This window comes from Citrobacter sp. MGH103 (assembly GCF_001034475.2).
GTDB lineage: Bacteria > Pseudomonadota > Gammaproteobacteria > Enterobacterales > Enterobacteriaceae > Citrobacter > Citrobacter freundii.
On sequence record NZ_CP073043.1, the window covers coordinates 4,264,668 to 4,282,668 of the forward strand.

17 protein-coding genes and 1 tRNA gene are annotated in these 18,001 nt (G+C 42.9%); 4 read left to right on the forward strand and 14 right to left on the reverse strand.

From position 1 onward, the window contains the following. Nucleotides 1-4: 4 nt before the first annotated feature. The 6 genes from SK33_RS20600 to SK33_RS20625 all read right to left on the reverse strand — a co-directional run bounded on the left by SK33_RS20600 (nt 5) and on the right by SK33_RS20625 (nt 5,648). On the reverse strand, nt 5-418 hold the full coding sequence (locus SK33_RS20600; RefSeq protein ID WP_032426704.1) for a hypothetical protein: 414 nt from the start codon (nt 416-418) through the stop codon (nt 5-7). 97 nt (nt 419-515) lie between these two features. Beyond that, entirely contained in the window at nt 516-914 is a 399-nt protein-coding gene (locus SK33_RS20605) for a hypothetical protein (protein ID WP_001052044.1), read from the reverse strand. Beyond that, on the reverse strand, nt 915-2,546 hold the full coding sequence (locus SK33_RS20610) for a DNA-binding protein (protein WP_048219821.1): 1,632 nt from the start codon (nt 2,544-2,546) through the stop codon (nt 915-917). Further along, on the reverse strand, nt 2,546-3,856 hold the full coding sequence (locus SK33_RS20615) for a tyrosine-type recombinase/integrase (protein ID WP_048219823.1): 1,311 nt from the start codon (nt 3,854-3,856) through the stop codon (nt 2,546-2,548). The genes SK33_RS20610 and SK33_RS20615 overlap by 1 nt, the downstream gene beginning before the upstream one ends. 1 nt (nt 3,857) lies before the next feature. Next, nucleotides 3,858-5,063, reverse strand: coding sequence for a site-specific integrase (locus tag SK33_RS20620; protein WP_048219825.1), 1,206 nt, complete (start codon nt 5,061-5,063; stop codon nt 3,858-3,860). Nucleotides 5,064-5,444: 381 nt separating this feature from the next. Then, on the reverse strand, nt 5,445-5,648 hold the full coding sequence (locus SK33_RS20625) for a helix-turn-helix transcriptional regulator (protein ID WP_016190490.1): 204 nt from the start codon (nt 5,646-5,648) through the stop codon (nt 5,445-5,447). 422 nt (nt 5,649-6,070) lie between these two features. Here SK33_RS20625 and SK33_RS20630 point away from each other — a divergent pair, with 422 nt between their 5' ends. Next, entirely contained in the window at nt 6,071-6,496 is a 426-nt protein-coding gene (locus SK33_RS20630) for a hypothetical protein (RefSeq protein ID WP_048219827.1), read from the forward strand. A 16-nt stretch (nt 6,497-6,512) separates the two neighbouring features. Here SK33_RS20630 and SK33_RS20635 read toward each other — a convergent pair whose 3' ends face one another. The 5 genes from SK33_RS20635 to SK33_RS20655 form a co-directional block, all read right to left on the reverse strand. Beyond that, nucleotides 6,513-7,469 (reverse strand): sce7725 family protein, encoded by a 957-nt coding sequence (locus SK33_RS20635; protein ID WP_048219829.1) that lies wholly within the window; start codon nt 7,467-7,469, stop codon nt 6,513-6,515. Between the two features lie 46 nt (nt 7,470-7,515). After that, on the reverse strand, nt 7,516-8,370 hold the full coding sequence (locus SK33_RS20640) for a sce7726 family protein (RefSeq protein ID WP_032679532.1): 855 nt from the start codon (nt 8,368-8,370) through the stop codon (nt 7,516-7,518). Between the two features lie 161 nt (nt 8,371-8,531). After that, nucleotides 8,532-9,401: a DUF6387 family protein gene (locus SK33_RS20645; RefSeq protein WP_007705339.1), complete on the reverse strand. Its 870-nt coding sequence runs from the start codon at nt 9,399-9,401 to the stop codon at nt 8,532-8,534. A gap of 111 nt (nt 9,402-9,512) precedes the next feature. After that, a complete protein-coding gene (locus SK33_RS20650) occupies nt 9,513-10,760 on the reverse strand; it encodes a tyrosine-type recombinase/integrase (protein WP_048219980.1) in 1,248 nt (415 codons plus the stop codon). A 188-nt stretch (nt 10,761-10,948) separates the two neighbouring features. Continuing rightward, nucleotides 10,949-11,033 (reverse strand) — tRNA-Leu (locus SK33_RS20655). Between the two features lie 219 nt (nt 11,034-11,252). On the opposite strand from SK33_RS20655, the gene ahr reads away from it, so the two are divergent. Both ahr and SK33_RS20665 read left to right on the forward strand, forming a co-directional pair. Then, nucleotides 11,253-12,272, forward strand: a complete 1,020-nt coding sequence (gene ahr / locus SK33_RS20660; RefSeq protein ID WP_003839634.1) for an NADPH-dependent aldehyde reductase Ahr — start codon at nt 11,253-11,255, stop codon at nt 12,270-12,272. A gap of 147 nt (nt 12,273-12,419) precedes the next feature. Next, entirely contained in the window at nt 12,420-13,922 is a 1,503-nt protein-coding gene (locus SK33_RS20665; protein WP_003025876.1) for a helicase HerA-like C-terminal domain-containing protein, read from the forward strand. A gap of 101 nt (nt 13,923-14,023) precedes the next feature. On the opposite strand, the gene lptG is transcribed toward SK33_RS20665, so the two are convergent. The 3 genes from lptG to SK33_RS20680 form a co-directional block, all read right to left on the reverse strand. Next, nucleotides 14,024-15,106, reverse strand: coding sequence for an LPS export ABC transporter permease LptG (lptG, locus tag SK33_RS20670; protein ID WP_003025875.1), 1,083 nt, complete (start codon nt 15,104-15,106; stop codon nt 14,024-14,026). Further along, nucleotides 15,106-16,206, reverse strand: a complete 1,101-nt coding sequence (gene lptF / locus SK33_RS20675) for an LPS export ABC transporter permease LptF (RefSeq protein WP_032948416.1) — start codon at nt 16,204-16,206, stop codon at nt 15,106-15,108. The genes lptG and lptF overlap by 1 nt, the downstream gene beginning before the upstream one ends. Before the next feature lie 62 nt (nt 16,207-16,268). Next, a complete protein-coding gene (locus SK33_RS20680) occupies nt 16,269-16,319 on the reverse strand; it encodes a hypothetical protein (RefSeq protein ID WP_212723231.1) in 51 nt (16 codons plus the stop codon). Nucleotides 16,320-16,472: 153 nt separating this feature from the next. Here SK33_RS20680 and pepA point away from each other — a divergent pair, with 153 nt between their 5' ends. After that, nucleotides 16,473-17,984, forward strand: a complete 1,512-nt coding sequence (gene pepA / locus SK33_RS20685; RefSeq protein ID WP_003025870.1) for a leucyl aminopeptidase — start codon at nt 16,473-16,475, stop codon at nt 17,982-17,984. Nucleotides 17,985-18,001: the final 17 nt, after the last annotated feature.

An 18,001-nucleotide genomic window follows, 5' to 3' on the forward strand; every position in this document is an offset into this window, starting at 1 on the left:
ATAATTACAATCCATATTTTCTTTTCTTCTCTTTGATGGATAACGATCTTTTTAGGGTCGAAGCATCATATTTCCTTTTCTCATTAGCATAGACTTTCTCTGTTCGGCTACCATTACTGACTATAAAGTTAATCAATGAAGAACATACATTTTTCATACGCTCTTTGTTGATCAAATCATCATCCAGTTTATTTATATGACTATAATATGAAAGTAGCAGAAAGGTTAAAACAACCTCCCTGTTGGAGAAGGTCATTTTTTCGATACCACTTTGGTATTTGATATAAAATCCTGCACAAAAAAGATATGATTGTTCGATAATTCGTTGCTCTGAGAAACCAGATTCAGCGAGTTTATCAACGAATCGATCAAGCAGTAATAGATACCTTTCCATTAAGTTAATATTTGTTTTATCCATAATATGCATCCTTGCAATAGTGAAATTTTGTCGTCCTGACAAGAAAATAAATAACATAATATTTTACCATGTCAATAGCTAAAACCTATCAATTCTATTAAAGGTATTTTGCAGGTAATGGATTATTAAGTTCTTCAATCGTTATTTGTTTAAGGTGAGCATTATAAAGCCACACTTTGAACTGTTCTAAATAGCGTTCATTTAATGCCTTCAAAGCTTCATTTTCAGCTTCAAGTCTTCTAATTCGTTGAGAAGCCACTTTTAAATTAGCAGGTTTTACAGTGTGTATTGCACCAGATTTGATAGTGGCTTTTTTCACACTGAAGCTTTCTGCAATCCTTACATGACTACTTAAGGATTGTCTTGATGGTCTTTTCCCAATAATCCTTACTAACCTGTCGCACAAAGCGTCCCAAGTTAGTTTTTCATCTATAGACCATGTGTTAATAACATCTACAATCTTCTTCTCATGATAACCATTTATATGCTTAGCCATTTATTCTCCTTTTTTTATTCTCTTATGGAATTCATACCATCTATCAGCATTTATGTTCCCATCATTTTTATCATACAGTGTTCTTTTTAAAATTTTATCGTGAATGTTTGAAATCGTTTCGTTATCTAAACCAGAATTCTCAATCGGATAATGTTCACACGGCTTAAACGCATATGAGTGCTTGCAGTAGCCATGTTTTGATACAAGTACTGCACCACTACTAAGTGAATCAAACTCGTCAAGATCCACCACTGGAATATCCTTTTTTCTGTGCTCATTAACACACACTGATAACTTTTGTTCTCTTATTGCTTTAGACATTTGAAGATGCGATCTGTGGTCATAAGAAACATTTTGAGAAATAAGCTTACGTCCAGACCAGCGAGCAATACTAAATTCATCCATACCATTTATTTGAGCAAATGTGTTAAGAAGATGCCTCAGTTGATGTGTTCTCAGCAAATATGGGCTACCATCTTCATTTATATAACCATGTCTTTTAAAGATATTAAAATGTCCTTTTATATAATCAGAATCAACAATGTCAGTTTTAAAAAAACTCATTGTAGGTCTGAATAACTTATCTAACATTTTCTTTTTGTTTTGATTTAACTGTCCTTCAGTTAACAAGCAAAGCGCATTAGAATATTCAATTTTCTTCTCTCTATCATACCAAGGGAAATCTTGAGGTATATTCTCTTTAAGGGTTCCCATCGTTGAATTAGAGTGATTTTTCTGAATTTCAGCAGCCAATAACCTCGCTTGACTTGATAATTCTTTTAATCTGGTAATTGCCTTTTTAGCTACAGGTATCATTAGAGTTGGAATCCATTTTATATTACCTTCATACCCTTTTGCTGAAAAAAATCTCAAACCGTATCTTTGAATGCCCTTTCCATCACATTCTGTAATTTCACAATCCGCTGGCAAAGCTAAAATTTCTGATATCCTACTCGGTGCGCACATAAGTAAAGCAAGCACAGATGTAGTAAATATGTCTCTTAAAGATAATTGTTCATCCCTCTTTGAAAAAATCTCAGCAATCGCAATAACTGATTTGATATCAGGCAATCTAGAATGGCCTTCCAGTGTAGAATCATAACCAGTCCAAGACTGAGTAATCCTATACCTAATTGGGTTTACCCAAAATAAATAAGATAAATTAGTCATGTTATTATCACTTAGAAATGAACTCAATTTCTCAAGTTCTTTTCCAATAGAAAATGCGTGTGCTTTAGAATACTTTTCAGATGCTATTCTTATGCATTCATCAAAAACTGAATTGTTGCAATAGCTTACATTAGCTTCCATATTGATTTTCAGTAAAACGAATTCTACAATCTTCAACATTGATAATGTTGAGTGTTTCGTCTTAGCTTTATTGAATGAATGCACATGCAACATATATGCTTTAGCAAAATTAATAAAACTATCATCTAAGCGTTCCTTGCTGCTGAGGTTGTTTTTTAAGTTAAACTTAGTAAATCTATATAAACCTTTCCATTTATTGCTTTCCCAGGAAGTTGTTAAATTATTATTAGAAATGGTATCCTTACAAAACTCGATGAACTTAATAACATTATAGTGTGGGTTGTTTATATTACTTGGTTCAAAAATAAATATATTATTCATTATGTTCTCCAGGGGTTGAATTTTTTACAAGATAAACATTTAAATTCCTCTTTCGTATCTTCTAATAATAAAAATGAATCTAAAACATACTTGATAAAAAAGTTCTTGTTTTCTTCAATCTCTACGCCCATAAGTATATTAGATAAGGGGTTAAAAAATGCACTTAGTTTCTTATCGATATCATAAACACTGTCAGGATTATTTTTTATATAAATCATAGAAGAGTTTGCTGATTTATGATCTAACGCTTTAGCAATCACCTCAATTGAGGCTCCTTCATTAGCCAGTCGACTCCCTAATGTATATCTGAATCTTCTGGCATTAAGCTCTATATAGCTGTTAGTCCTTTCTGATCTAACATCGAATTTTGAAGGAAAGCGTTTTAATAGCTTTGACATGACTGAATTTTTCATATGGAAAAAATCTGTTGTTAAATCAGATAGAAACTCCTCAATTATTTTTATTTCCGTAATCTTGTCTAAATCCATGAAGATTGGCAATTCGCCTCTATAGTTATTAATCCCAACACTAAATTTATCTTCTACAAACACCTGATTTTCATCAATTAGCATTGATAAGCTGTCATACAAAAACTTTTCTATCATTACCATGTTAAATTCATTTCTGAATGATTTCCTTTGTTTTACTTTTGGTACATTTAAAAAATACCCTTTCTCATTTTTAATGAGATCCTTAGCTTTTAGAGAGATTAATTGTAATGGCCTTCTTCCTGTTATTGCCAACAGAAGAATATAACAATATAAGAAGCGTTGAATTTTCTTCTGAAGATAAAATTTGCTAACAGAGTTAAGGATATAATTTAGTTCCGTTTCAGTTAAAGGTCCTTTATTTGGATCTCGTCTTTTAACTGCCTCTCCTGTTTGGTTTGGAATTATTTTTATTTTCTCCAACATTCTAAGGGCAGTCGCTTCTACTCCAGGGTAATTGAGTTTTTTCCATTTAGTGATGAAGGACTTAACTATGTTTAGCTTGTAGTTTCTCGCTGAACCTAAATAAACATTCAATTGATATATGGCTTTGCCATCAATAGTATCGATAGTCATCGCACCAAACCACTTATAAAATAGATTGTTAATACTTTGAATATAAAAAGAACTATATTCAGACGCATAGTAAGCCAATGTTTTTAAGTAGCTAAGTTTCATTTTTGTAGGCATTCTATCTACAACTTTATGAGGGTATACGCAGTTTTCTTTATCCAGTTGCCATTTCTTATCTGACAGTTTGAAACTATACCTGTTCATCTTAGCAAAAAAGATTTGCTCACTTTCAATACATTTGTTTTCCATACTAAACTCCACTAATTATTTTACTTACTGATTTATAGACCTTTAGGACGACATCCTTCTCTTGTTGAGATATATATTTATAGTTGTATCTATCACACATTATTGACTCCTTTGACCAACCCATTAGATAATTCCTTAAATCTTTCCTTCTACTATATTCTAATTCAGCACCTTCTATTCCTTTAGAATACATATAATTCCAAGAGTGCCTTAACCTATGGCCTGAAAGATTATATAGCTCTGGACTTGCTCGTTTCAGTGTTGATATCACCTTCTCATAAGCTGAAATGCTTAAGGGTTCTCCTGCGTTTTTTCCGGTGCAATGAGCCACCAATAAGAAATTATGCTTTTTCCTTTTTGTCATTTTTTCTCTGCTATTGCTTATGTAATCAAAAATTTCACAGGCTAACTCATCAGATAACGGAATAACCCTTTCTCCAGTCTTTACTAATGGTTGATAAGATCTTCCATCTTCTTTTGAATCATGTCTTCTGACTACACTTAAAGTGTTGTCTCTGAGATCAAAATCATCTATTTTAAGATTGAGCAACTCTCCAGCCCTTAAACCTAAATTTAAGAGCAAGGTAAATATTAGTCTGTTCCTGACCTGTACTTCCTTATGGAAAGGGTTTTTAATCCCGCCAATTTCCAATAGACGGAAAAGCACTTTGATCTCTTCTTCATTTAACGATTTTTCAGATATTTCATTCATATTCAATGAACTGTTTCTTGGAATATGTGCTCTGATACTTTCAATAAATACGTCTACTTCATACTTTGCATGAATCCCCTTTGACGAATGAACTAATCCACATAACCACTTAAGGTAGCGTGAAAAAACGTGTATTCTATAACTAAAGGTTCTCTTCGCAATAAACCTATAATTTGTCGATTTTATATTTATGATTTTTTGTCTGTCGAATCTTTGTTTCGCATATCTTACCAGATCATCTATTTCTGCAACGCTGAGATATTTTTTAAGTTCAACTCTCTCAATTATATCAATTCCCCTACCATCCAAGAAATTACTGAAAATTAGTAAGTTAGTTGCAACTATTTCCATCGTTGAGGCTGTTGCGCCTCTATTTCTTATGTCTGTAGTAAGAAATAGATTTTGATAGTAAGTTGGTAGATTACTTTTTTTATCAAGGATCAGGCATCCTCGCTCTCCACTACTCATGATGAATTTCTTTACTTTATATCCCATTTTCACCTCAAACTTAACAAATTAATATCACTCTCACTTATTAAATATATTCCTATTCAAAATAATTCAAATTTTTTACAATGAATCTTGTTTAATTGGTATATATATTAATGGCTTGAAAAATTTTATTTGACGTCAAATAAACAGGTACGGCTAGTATGAAGTATCCATACCCGATATTAAGAAAACCATCTTCAAGCCTTATAGCAAAAGCTCTGCTAGAAAAAAGGTAAAGAATTACGTCAAATATATTCTTTTTCTCAGATGCAAACTTTACAAAGCCTCGTTGTTTCAAAACCAATACGTAAACTCACAACATCTGTAAATTTCTTTTTCTTAATGCATTATTAAAAGTTAAAAATCGATGAAGCAGCATTTTTGTTAAGCGACATGCTTTCTTGAATTTTCGATAATTAATTGAATCCATTCATCGATTTCGCTTTCGACAAAAGCGGTAGCACGAACACCGATCTTTACTGGCTGTGGAAACCTATTTTGGCTGATAAGACGATAGATCCACGCTTTACCAAATCCAGTTTTCTTCATGACTTCTGGTAAACGGATGAGACGAGCTTGATTTTCCATATGTATGTCCTCTGTTGTTTCTACAGGGATACAGTACAAATGAATTTCGAATGGATGAAGCGAGATTACGAACACCAGAGCCATCCCTGGTTCGAAACTATGAGCCTCTGGAGATTCATATCACTCAGAATCTGAGAGTTTCATAACATCCGAAACCCTCACATCAATAGGCTACAGGTAGAAAACAGTTCTTTCATTCACCTAAATTTTCACAAGATCGAAAACCTTTACTCACTAGATTTGAGCTTAGAGAAGATAACTATCTGTTCAATTGCGTATTAAGACAGCCTCTAATTATGTTTTTTCTTCAATAAGGAGTTAGATTGAAAAATCTATTTTTATAATAAAAACCTTCTAAATTCTATTGCATAATAGTTTTGACATGTTATTTTATTATAACAATAATTATTAAGGACCCAAAAATGATTGATATAAAAGGGAACATAGACCACGTTAGAGTGTATTATTATAGTAATGAACATCTTTTCAGAAGTGAATTAATCAAACTTGGTAGTTATGAATTCTATGATAAATACCTATGTAATCTAACGCCAAGAGAATATCTTGATTTCTTACAACTTCTATTTGATGATATAATTGAACGAACAACGATAATACCAGATGAAATAACCTCTTTAATTAGTTATATGCTCGGCAAAGAAATATTAACAAAACAGGAAGATAATTCATTTGCTATATCTGAAAATATATTCACAGAGAACTATCAAGATCTGACAAAAAAATCCATTACATTAAATAACATACACACTGCTAAAAGAGAAAAAAAAATAATCGAATCCAAAATTCATAACAAAAAAGCTCTAAACAAAACTAAAAAGAGGCTATAGAATAGCCTCTTTACTGTCAGATTTTTCCTGATATTACATCAATTATGTGCTGTATGTGGTGTCTAATCTGGTATTCTTTATTTTTCCCCAAACCGGGAAACGTTCTGCTTTTATAATGCTCGTTATATTTTTCTAATGCTTTATTAGAGCCGTACTCTGTGGCCCTTGTTCTAACTTCCTTTTCAATTTTATCTGTCATTTGTAAGAATTTTGACGCTACGTCGCCAATGTCTCTATCAGTGTCATTCGAAACAAAATGTTCTATCCATATATCACCGCTTGCAGGATGTTTATAAATTAAATGAGATGCAACGGCACCAGCCTTGCCACCACCAATCTCAAGTTTTTTCCCGACTATAGTGAAATCACCGATACCTAATACTGTTTTACCAATTTTTTTATGTTTATCCGTGAAAACTTCTTGACCAGAGTAATCTGCATTCTTATCTAATTTGACGAAGTTATCTTTCACTTCAATAAGTTTATTTTTAGGGATTTCATTAAATTGAAAATCGGTAACATTACCATCAATAGTAATATGAAATTCAATAAATTTTAATTTTGTTAACTTGGAAAATTCCACATCGTTAATACTTGGCTTGTTGTATATTAAAGCAACATTTGAACCTTCAAATGCTTTTAAGAAACCATTAAGGGTTTCAATTGCTACACTTGAGTCAACTATAAGGGTGGGGATAAGCGTTTTACATTTATCTAAATTATTTTTAATCGTTGCTACAAATTTTCTTCGAGCCTCTATATCTTTACTAAACTCATGTTGTTTTGGATTGATGACTAACATGACCCTCTTGTTTTTCTCTGAAAGTATCTCTAAACAACGTATAAGTTTATCGGTTTTGGTTAGCACAGGTTCAATTATCGGTATAAACAACTCAGCATTAGTACAACTTGCTGCCAATTCTCTTAGCGCTAACAGCTCAGAACCACGACCATATAGATATGGACTATACATATGACTCCCTCCAGAGAGAACAATGATCACATAAAGTTAAGCATCTCTACACTATCCCCAAAACCGTGAGGATCTTTTTACGTTGAACACTTGATAAAGCAGATGACATTCCCAACACACGAAGGCAACTAGGAAGGCAATTAACAAAGCTTACAATATCATCACTTGTCGTTCTGCCTCTCATTGCATTAATGTAAATATTGTGAGCTAAATCCTGAGGAATTTTTTTAAATATATCCTCGCAGAATGCATAAATAAGCCCGTTGGGTAAATTGATCTTCTCGCCAATGAATTTTTCTATTGCGGGAAGGTATTCACTTCTTTTCAGCATACGAAAAATATATAATATATCAACATTAGCTAAGTTTGACTCAGCATTTTTAACTATCTTAAGGCTACCTCTATTATTTAATGCAATAACACCAACTTTATCTGGAACAATCTCAGCATATTTTTCAGATAAATTTGGATGAGTAACCACATAAACTTTATCGAATGCTTTTAAATAATCTGGGGTTTGAGTTTGCAATCTACGCGGGGTGTCATATTCCGTTTTAATTTCATACGCTGTAGATGTTCCGTTAAAAATTGCAATATCAACAATAGACTTTCCGACATGAAGCTCACTTAATAATGATGAGGTCCGGGGGCTATGCCTCCCAAAAACTATTCGATTTGCTACTTCTGTTTTGTAAACATACTCATTTCTATAATTCCTGGATAACTCTTTATAACATTCACTAAAAAATGTATGTAATGGTTGCCCATCCTGCTTCATTTCATCAGAGAAAGACACAAAATCCAAGACATTAGACGGTTCTCTTCCCTTGGCTAAAGCCTCGAAAACTGGGCGGCTGAACACCCTTGAAAAAACTCTTATATTATCGATACTTAGTGCCATTGGATAATCCATCATAATATTCACTGTTATATAATAGCACAATCATACCGTGAAAAAAATTGTCATATCTCGCATAATCGTTACTGCATTTCAAATCATTAAAATAGTCTATTTCCAGTAAAATCTTTCTTAAAATATATTTATCAACCATTACAACATAATCAATCGGTGTCTGTAATTTTCATTACATCATAAACGCTCATCTCTTTAATATGTCTGTTTTTATTTATAAAAAAGTAGAATTGGCGTAAAAAATCATTTTCTACTACTTTCATAGCTAAAGGTCGGTCTGCATCTCTAATATGATACCCTTGTCTAATTACCTTATCGTCATCTTCATCTCTATAAATCAATCGTGATATTCTATCATCTGACAGATGCACTTTTTTTCTTTCTGACCAAGCAAGTAAATCAAGCATTGGTATTATTCTATAGCTCATTAACTTTTTTATTGTCCCATAACCAAATCTTACTGCATCAAGCGGTGCAGGTTTTACACCCTTAACTTTTCGCCATTGTGGTAATGATATTCGCAGTGCCTCTGCTATCTCATCATCACTTCCAGCCGCAAGATCGATTTCTAACATAATTGTAGTAGGAAACTGTTCAGGGATTTTTTCGGATATGTATTCGTTCTCAATAGTGGAATCAATCTTATATTGTTCTGAATTAGCTCTTATGAATAAAGCCTTTTTCATACAAGCAAAACTGATATTAGCTATTCGATCTACCGTGGTTATAAAAAAGTATGGCGGTTGATAAAGTTTATTTTCAGCATCCATATAATTCAAGTCTTTCTCTTTGATGAGAAAAGGATTACCTTCTAATATCTGCATATAATTTTTCAATACTGTTTTATGCATTCCTTCTTCTATTACTGGTTTGAAGAAATATGTCCTCGCCCATATTTCATGGTAAAGCATATTAATTGAAATGTTTTCAAACTCTCGATATCTATCCAAATCAAACCATGTTTTCACTGCTTTGGTGTCTTCTGATGTCCAACTATTCATTTTTACCCAAGATTTCATTAATGCCACTCCGTTGTAAAAAGTTTTACTTCGTAATAGCACATAAATCGAAAATAAAAAAATAGCGCCTCATTTTTTTATTGAGCACGCCATTTTATTAATTAAAATCAGTTAGTTATCAAAATCAAAAGGTGCAATTCTTCTCTCAGTTGTTTCATCAAGATAATCAGCCCACCACTGCAACATCAACCTACGCTCGTCCAAATGCTCAGCTTTATGAATGTATGCGGCACGAACGGAGTTTCGCTCCTGATGGCTCATCTGCCTCTCAACAGCATCTCTCGACCACTTTCCTGACTCGATCAAAGCACTACAAGCCATCGCTCTAAAACCATGCCCACATACCTCAACAGTTGTGTCATAACCCATCGACCTTAGTGCCTTGTTGACTGTGTTTTCGCTCATAGGTTTTCTGAAATCATGATCACCAATGAATACAAGGTCGCATTCACCGCTGATTTCTCTGATTGCTTTTAGAAGTTCTAAGGCCTGACGGCTTAACGGCACGAGGTGTGGGGTCTTCATTTTTGAGCCTCGATGGGAATGTTTGACTCCTGGCAATGGCTCGCGTTCTCCAGGGATAGTCCACATCGCATTTTCAAAGTCGATCTCCGACCATCTTGCGAATCGGAGTTCACTGGAACGGATAAAAATGAGCAATGTCAGCTTTACGGCTAACTTCGTGAGTTTCCTACCTTTGAAGTTATCAATTCGTTCTAAGAGTTCTGAAAATCGTTCGAATGGCAAAGCAGGCCTGTGGATTCTTTTGGCTACAGCAATAGCTCCTGCCATCTCCTGAGCAGGGTTGTAATCTATCAGCCCGTTCTGGACAGCATATCGCATTACTGCCGTCGTTCTTTGCTGTAGTCGGGAAGCAACTTCCAGTCGCCCGGAAGCTTCAACAGCCTTGATAGGGGCAAGAAGATCTCTGGTATTAAGCTCGGATATTTTTCTTTTACCAATAGTAGTAAAGAGACCATCTTCCATGCTTTTTAGAACTCTCTCGCTGTGGGAATCAGACCATTTCCTTTTACAAGCAGTATGCCAGTCCCTTGCGACAGCCTCGAATGTCAAGGCTTCGCTTTGCTCAATCTTATCTGCTTTTTTCTTCTCAGAAGGGTCGATGCCATCAGATACCAACTTTTTGGCTTCATCTCGCTTCCTGCGGGCTTCACCAAGAGAGACCATTGGATAAACACCCAATGCTAAAACTTTCTGTTTGCCCCCGAAACGGTATTGGAGTCGCCAGTATTTTGAACCATTGGGATTGATCAGCAGGTGCATACCCTGCCCATCTGTGAGTTTGAAGGGTTTGTCGGAGGGCTTGGTAGTCCTAACTTTGATATCGGTGAGTGCCATCAGCTGATACCTCCAGTGTTGGTACAAAATCAATCGAACCGGGAATACCATCAGTTATACCATCATCAGTTGGTATATGTTCAAGGAATTGAGTAGACGTGTACAGACTAAGAAAAGCCAGAAACCTGCTTAACTTACTGTTTTTATGGACTAAAGTAGACGTTAATAGACTTGAAAAAAGCTTTGTATGGTGCCGAAGGCCGGACTCGAACCGGCACGTATTTCTACGGTTGATTTTGAATCAACTGCGTCTACCGATTTCGCCACTCCGGCACGGAAGGGATGCGGAAAACGTTGTGGATTATACCTGTCGTGCGCCACCATGCAAGCGCCAGCGTGTGTATGGCTCGCTAAGTGTTGAAAATTTCAGCATTACCTTTCTTACCTGTAACCATCATCACAGTTTGCCCCTCCTTAATCCCCCCTTCTGCGAAGCGTCCCGTTTCCCCATGCTCTACACTTCCAGTTCAACACCACACTGAGGGAAACACGATGTCGATGATAAAAAGCTACGCTGCAAAAGCGGCGGGCAGCGAACTCGAACTCTATGAATATGATGCGGGAGAGCTCAAGCCGGAAGATGTCGAAGTCCAGGTCGATTACTGCGGTATCTGCCATTCCGATTTGTCGATGATCGACAACGAATGGGGGTTCTCTCAGTATCCGCTGGTTGCCGGGCATGAGGTGATTGGTCGCGTGGCAGCTCTCGGCAGCGCGGCGCAGGATAAGGGTCTGAAGGTTGGTCAGCGCGTCGGTATTGGCTGGACGGCCCGCAGCTGCGGGCACTGCGACGCCTGTATCAGCGGTAATCAAATCAACTGCCTGGAAGGTTCCGTTCCCACTATTCTTAATCGCGGCGGCTTTGCCGAGAAGCTGCGGGCCGACTGGCAGTGGGTGATCCCGCTGCCGGAGAGTATCGATCTGGCGGCAGCTGGCCCATTATTGTGCGGCGGCATTACGGTGTTCAAACCGCTGCTGATGCACCATATCACTGCCACCAGCCGCGTCGGGGTGATCGGCATCGGTGGCCTGGGACATATCGCCATTAAGCTGTTACACGCGATGGGCTGCGAAGTGACCGCATTCAGTTCCAATCCGGCGAAAGAGCAGGAAGTGCTGGCGATGGGGGCGGATAAAGTGGTCAACAGCCGCGATCCGGATGCGCTAAAAGCGCTGGCGGGCCAGTTCGATCTCATCATTAACACGGTTAACGTCGATCTCGACTGGCAGCCCTATTTTGAAGCGCTGGCCTACGGCGGTAACTTCCATACCGTCGGTGCAGTGCTGAAGCCGCTGCCGGTTCCGGCGTTTACCTTAATTGCCGGGGATCGCAGCATCTCCGGTTCGGCGACCGGGACGCCATTCGAGCTGCGCAAGCTGATGAAGTTTGCCGGGCGCAGCAAGGTGTCGCCTACCACCGAGCTGTACCCGATGTCGCAAATTAACGAAGCAATCCAGCATGTGCGTGACGGCAAAGCCCGCTACCGCGTGGTGCTGAAAGCCGACTTCTGATCGTCTTTGTCGGGAGGCGTAAGCTTCCCGGCTATTCTCCCCGCTATTCCAGGCAGGTAAAATTCTCCTCACAATCTCCGCAATTTAGCGGTGAAGAGTGCGTCACGGTTGCCTATACTCCAGGCAGGATAAATGGAGGAAATCTCAATGAGCGCACCCCTGCTAATTGCCCGCACGCCGGACACCGAACTGTTTTTACTGCCAGGCATGGCCAACCGTCACGGGCTGATTACCGGCGCCACCGGGACTGGTAAAACCGTCACACTACAAAAGCTGGCCGAATCGTTGTCCGAGATTGGCGTACCGGTATTTATGGCCGATGTGAAAGGTGATTTAACCGGCGTGGCCGAGGAAGGACAAGCCTCTGAAAAGCTGCTCGCCCGCCTGAAAAACATCGGCATTACCGACTGGCAACCGCATGGTAATCCGGTCACGGTGTGGGATATCTTCGGCGAAAAGGGTCACCCGGTGCGAGCCACGGTATCTGACCTCGGGCCGCTGCTGCTGGCTCGTCTGTTGAATCTCAACGACGTTCAGTCCGGCGTGCTGGATATTATCTTCCGCATTGCCGATGACCAGGGCCTGCTGCTGCTCGATTTCAAAGACCTGCGGGCCATCACTCAGTACATCGGCGATAACGCTAAATCCTTCCAAAATCAGTACGGCAATATCAGCAGCGCTTCGGTCGGGGCTATCCAGCGCGGACTACTGTCGCTGGAGCAGCAGGGAGCGGCACACTTCTTTGGCGAACCGATGCTGGATATCAAAGACTGGATGCGTACCGACGCCAGCGGCAAAGGGATGATTAATATTCTCAGCGCAGAGAAGCTCTACCAGATGCCCAAACTGTACGCCGCCAGCCTGCTGTGGATGCTCTCAGAACTGTACGAACAGTTGCCGGAAGCGGGCGATCTGGAGAAGCCAAAACTGGTGTTCTTCTTTGATGAAGCGCATCTGCTGTTCAACGATGCCCCGCAGGTGCTGCTGGATAAAATCGAACAGGTGATCCGTCTGATCCGCTCGAAAGGGGTCGGCGTGTGGTTCGTCTCGCAAAACCCGTCGGATATTCCGGACAACGTGCTTGGTCAGCTGGGGAACCGCGTGCAGCACGCCCTGCGCGCGTTCACGCCGAAAGATCAGAAAGCGGTGAAAACCGCGGCGCAAACCATGCGCGCCAACCCGGCATTTGATACCGAAAAAGCCATTCAGGAGCTGGGAACCGGCGAGGCGCTGGTGTCGTTTCTGGACGCCAAAGGCAGCCCGTCGGTGGTTGAACGGGCGATGGTGATTGCGCCGTGCTCACGGATGGGACCGGTGACGGACGACGAGCGCAACGGGCTGATTAATCACTCTTCGCTGTACGGCAAATATGAAGAAGATATCGACCGAGAGTCCGCCTATGAACGTTTACAGCAGGGCGTGCAGGCCAGTACCGAGCAGCAAAATACGCCTCCCGCCAACGGTAAAGCGGTCGAGGTGGACGGCGGTATTCTCGGTGGATTGAAGGATATTTTATTTGGCAGCACAGGGCCGCGCGGCGGCAAGCGCGATGGCGTGGTACAGAGCGTGGCGAAAAGCGCGGCGCGACAGGTTACTAATCAGATAATCCGCGGCATGTTGGGGAGTTTGATGGGCGGGAGAAAACGCTAGCCTGTATTACGTTGCCGGATGGCGGCTTAACGCCTTATCCGGCCTACGGGCCCGGAGTAGGCCTGAAAAGCGCAACGCCATCAGGCCTACGATTACTATGATTACGATTTACGCAGCATCAGCCACAGGCTTATCAGGAAGAAGCTGGCGCTTGGCAGCAGCGCACCGATAATCGGCGGAATGCCGTACACCAGCGTCAGCGGGCCAAAGATTTGGTCCAGCACATAGAACACAAAACCGAAGCTAATCCCCGTCACCACACGCACACCCATCGGGACGCTACGCAGCGGACCAAAGATAAACGACAACGCCATCAGCATCATGACCGCCACTGACAGAGGTTGGAAGACTTTGCTCCACATATTGAGCTGGTAGCGTCCGGCATCCTGGCCGCTCGACTTCAGGTACTTCACGTAGTTATGCAGTCCGCTAATCGACAGCGCGTCAGGATCCAACGCCACGACGCCGAGCTTGTCGGGCGTCAGATTGGTTTTCCAGGTGCCGCTCACCGTCTGCGAGCCGGTGATTTGTTTCGGATCGGTCAGGTTGGATTCATCCACCTGCGACAAACGCCAAACCTTCTGCTCCGGGTCAAACGTCGCGCTCGCAGCGTAGCGTACAGACTGCAGACGGCGCTTGTCGTTAAACGAGTAGATGCTAATCCCGCCCAGCTCGGCCTCGCCTTTCACCCGCTCGATGTAGACAAAGCTGTCACCGTCTTTCGCCCACAAACCCTGCTGGGTAGAGAGCAGCGAGCCGCCGTACATCTGCTGCGCACGGTAGTTACGCGCCATCTGTTCACCCTGCGGTGCGACCCATTCGCCAATGGCCATCGTCAGCAGCACCAGCGGAATCGCGGTTTTCATCACCGACAACGCCACCTGCATACGGGTAAAGCCAGAAGCCTGCATCACCACCAGTTCACTGCGCTGGGCCAGCATGCCCAGCCCCAGCAATGCCCCCAGCAGCGCCGCCATCGGGAAGAAGATCTGGATATCTTTCGGCGCACTGAGCAGGGTATACAGCCCGGCGCCCATCGCATCGTAGCTCCCCTGCCCGGCTTTTTTCAGCTGGTCAACGAACTTGATGATCCCGGAGAGCGACACCAGCATGAACAGCGTCATCATGATGGTGGTGAAAATGGTTTTACCGATATAGCGGTCAAGTACACCAAAAGGCTGCATTATACCGCTCCTTTACGCATAAAACGGGCACGCAAGCGGCGCATCGGCACCGTATCCCAGAGGTTAAGCACAATCGCCAGCGCCAGATAAGCCAGGTTAACCACCCACATCCAGAACACCGGATCCAGCTTACCTTTGCCACCGTTCGACTTCAGCGATGTCTGAACCAGGAAGAACAGCAAATAGAGCAGCATTGCTGGCAGCATCGACAGCACGCGACCCTGACGCGGGTTTACCACGCTCAGCGGTACAACCATCAGCGCCATCATAAATACGGTGAATACTAACGTGATACGCCATGTCAGCTCCGCGCGGGCACGATCGGTGTCGGTCGCCAGCAGCGTACGCATAGTCATCTGTTCGGTATCGTTTGGATCCAGCGCCACGGCCTGATGGCCGATAATCGCCTGATAATCCTGGAAGTCGGTAATGCGGAAATCGCGCAGCAGCGCGGTACCTTCAAAGCGCGTCCCCTGGTTTAGCGTCACAACCTGAGAGCCATCACGCATCTGGGTAAGATGTCCGGAATCGGCTACGACGACCGAAGGACGAGCGTTGCCTTTCGGGCGGATTTGCGCGAGGAACACGTCTTTGAAGTTGCTGCCGTCAACGCTTTCGATAAACAGCACCGAACTGCCGTTGGTCGCCTGCTGGAATTGCCCCTGAGCAAGCGCCGCCATACCGGGGTTCGCTTTCGCCTCCGCCAGGACTTCGTCCTGATGTCTGGAGGACCACGGTCCGGCCCACATCACGTTGACCGCCGCAATAATACTGGTAAACAACGCCAGCACCATCGCCGCTTTAACAAGCACAGCCTTGCTCAGCCCACAGGCATGCATGACCGTAATTTCACTTTCGGTATACAGTTTGCCCAGCGTCATCAGCAGCCCGAGGAACAGGCTTAAGGGCAAGATAAGTTGCGCCATTTCTGGCACGCCCAGCCCCAGCAGCGAGAGCACCAGATTTGCCGGGATATCACCGTCAACAGCCGCACCAAGGATCCTGACCAACTTTTGACAAAAGAAGATCAAAAGCAGGATGAATAGGATCGCAAGTTGGCTTTTGAGCGTTTCCCGAACCAGATATCTTATGATTATCACTTTAAATACGCCCGTAAAAACCCGTCTTTTGCCGGAATTTAGCTTGTTTCATGGCTTAAACGTCATTTATTCTCTTGAGTCGTCGAAATCGTCGCTAAGATCATTATACTCAACGGATCCACCTCTCAGAAATTGTTCTGACGTGCCAATGCCGTAATAACGTTAAGATTAACACGAAGTCACCGCAACAGCGGGTATGAGTTACGAAAGCTTGCAATTCTATCCGTAGCCACCGCTGTTGTCTTTAAGATTCAGGAGCGTAGTGCATGGAGTTCAGTGTAAAAAGCGGTAGCCCGGAGAAACAGCGGAGTGCGTGCATCGTCGTGGGTGTCTTTGAACCACGCCGCCTCTCTCCGATTGCAGAGCAGCTCGACAAGATCAGCGACGGGTACATCAGCGCACTGCTGCGTCGTGGCGAACTGGAAGGCAAACCGGGTCAAACCCTGTTGCTGCACCATGTTCCTAACGTTCTGTCTGAGCGAATTCTCCTTATTGGTTGTGGCAAAGAGCGCGAACTTGATGAGCGCCAGTACAAGCAGGTCATTCAGAAAACCATCAATACCCTGAATGATACTGGCTCAATGGAAGCCGTCTGCTTTCTGACTGAGCTGCACGTCAAAGGGCGCAATAACTACTGGAAAGTGCGCCAGGCCGTTGAGACGGCACAGGAAACGCTGTACAGCTTTGACCAGTTGAAGACCAACAAAAGCGAGCCGCGTCGCCCGCTGCGTAAAATGGTCTTCAACGTGCCGACCCGCCGCGAGCTGACCAGCGGTGAGCGTGCGATCCAACACGGTCTGGCAATCGCCGCTGGCATTAAAGCGGCGAAAGATCTCGGCAACATGCCGCCGAACATCTGTAACGCAGCTTATCTGGCCTCTCAGGCGCGTCAGCTGGCAGACAGCTACAGCAAAAATGTTGTGACCCGCGTGATCGGCGAGCAGCAGATGAAAGAGCTGGGTATGCACTCTTATCTCGCCGTCGGTCACGGTTCGCAGAACGAGTCGCTGATGTCAGTCATCGAGTACAAAGGCAATCCGTCCGAAGACGCGCGTCCGATTGTGCTGGTCGGTAAAGGGTTAACCTTCGACTCCGGCGGTATCTCCATCAAACCAGCCGAAGGCATGGATGAGATGAAGTACGACATGTGCGGCGCGGCGGCTGTGTACGGCGTAATGCGCATGGTTGCCGAGCTTCAGTTGCCCATCAACGTCGTCGGCGTACTGGCGGGCTGCGAAAATATGCCGGGTGGCCGCGCGTATCGCCCAGGCGACGTGCTGACCACCATGTCTGGTCAGACCGTTGAAGTGCTCAATACCGACGCCGAAGGCCGTCTGGTGCTGTGCGACGTGTTAACCTACGTCGAGCGCTTTGAGCCGGAGGCGGTGATTGACGTTGCGACCCTGACCGGCGCGTGCGTGATTGCGCTGGGCCATCACATCACCGGCCTGATGTCGAACCACAACCCGCTGGCGCATGAGCTGATCGGTGCGTCCGAGCAGGCTGGCGACCGCGCGTGGCGTTTGCCGCTGGGTGATGAATACCAGGAGCAGTTAGAGTCTAACTTTGCGGATATGGCGAACATCGGCGGACGCCCTGGCGGCGCCATTACCGCGGGCTGCTTCCTGTCACGCTTTACCCGTAAGTACAACTGGGCGCACCTGGATATCGCCGGTACCGCATGGCGTTCCGGTAAGGCCAAAGGTGCAACCGGTCGTCCGGTCGCGTTACTGTCGCAGTTCCTGCTCAATCGCGCGGGTTTTAACGGCGAAGAGTGATGTAAAACGCCGGGTGG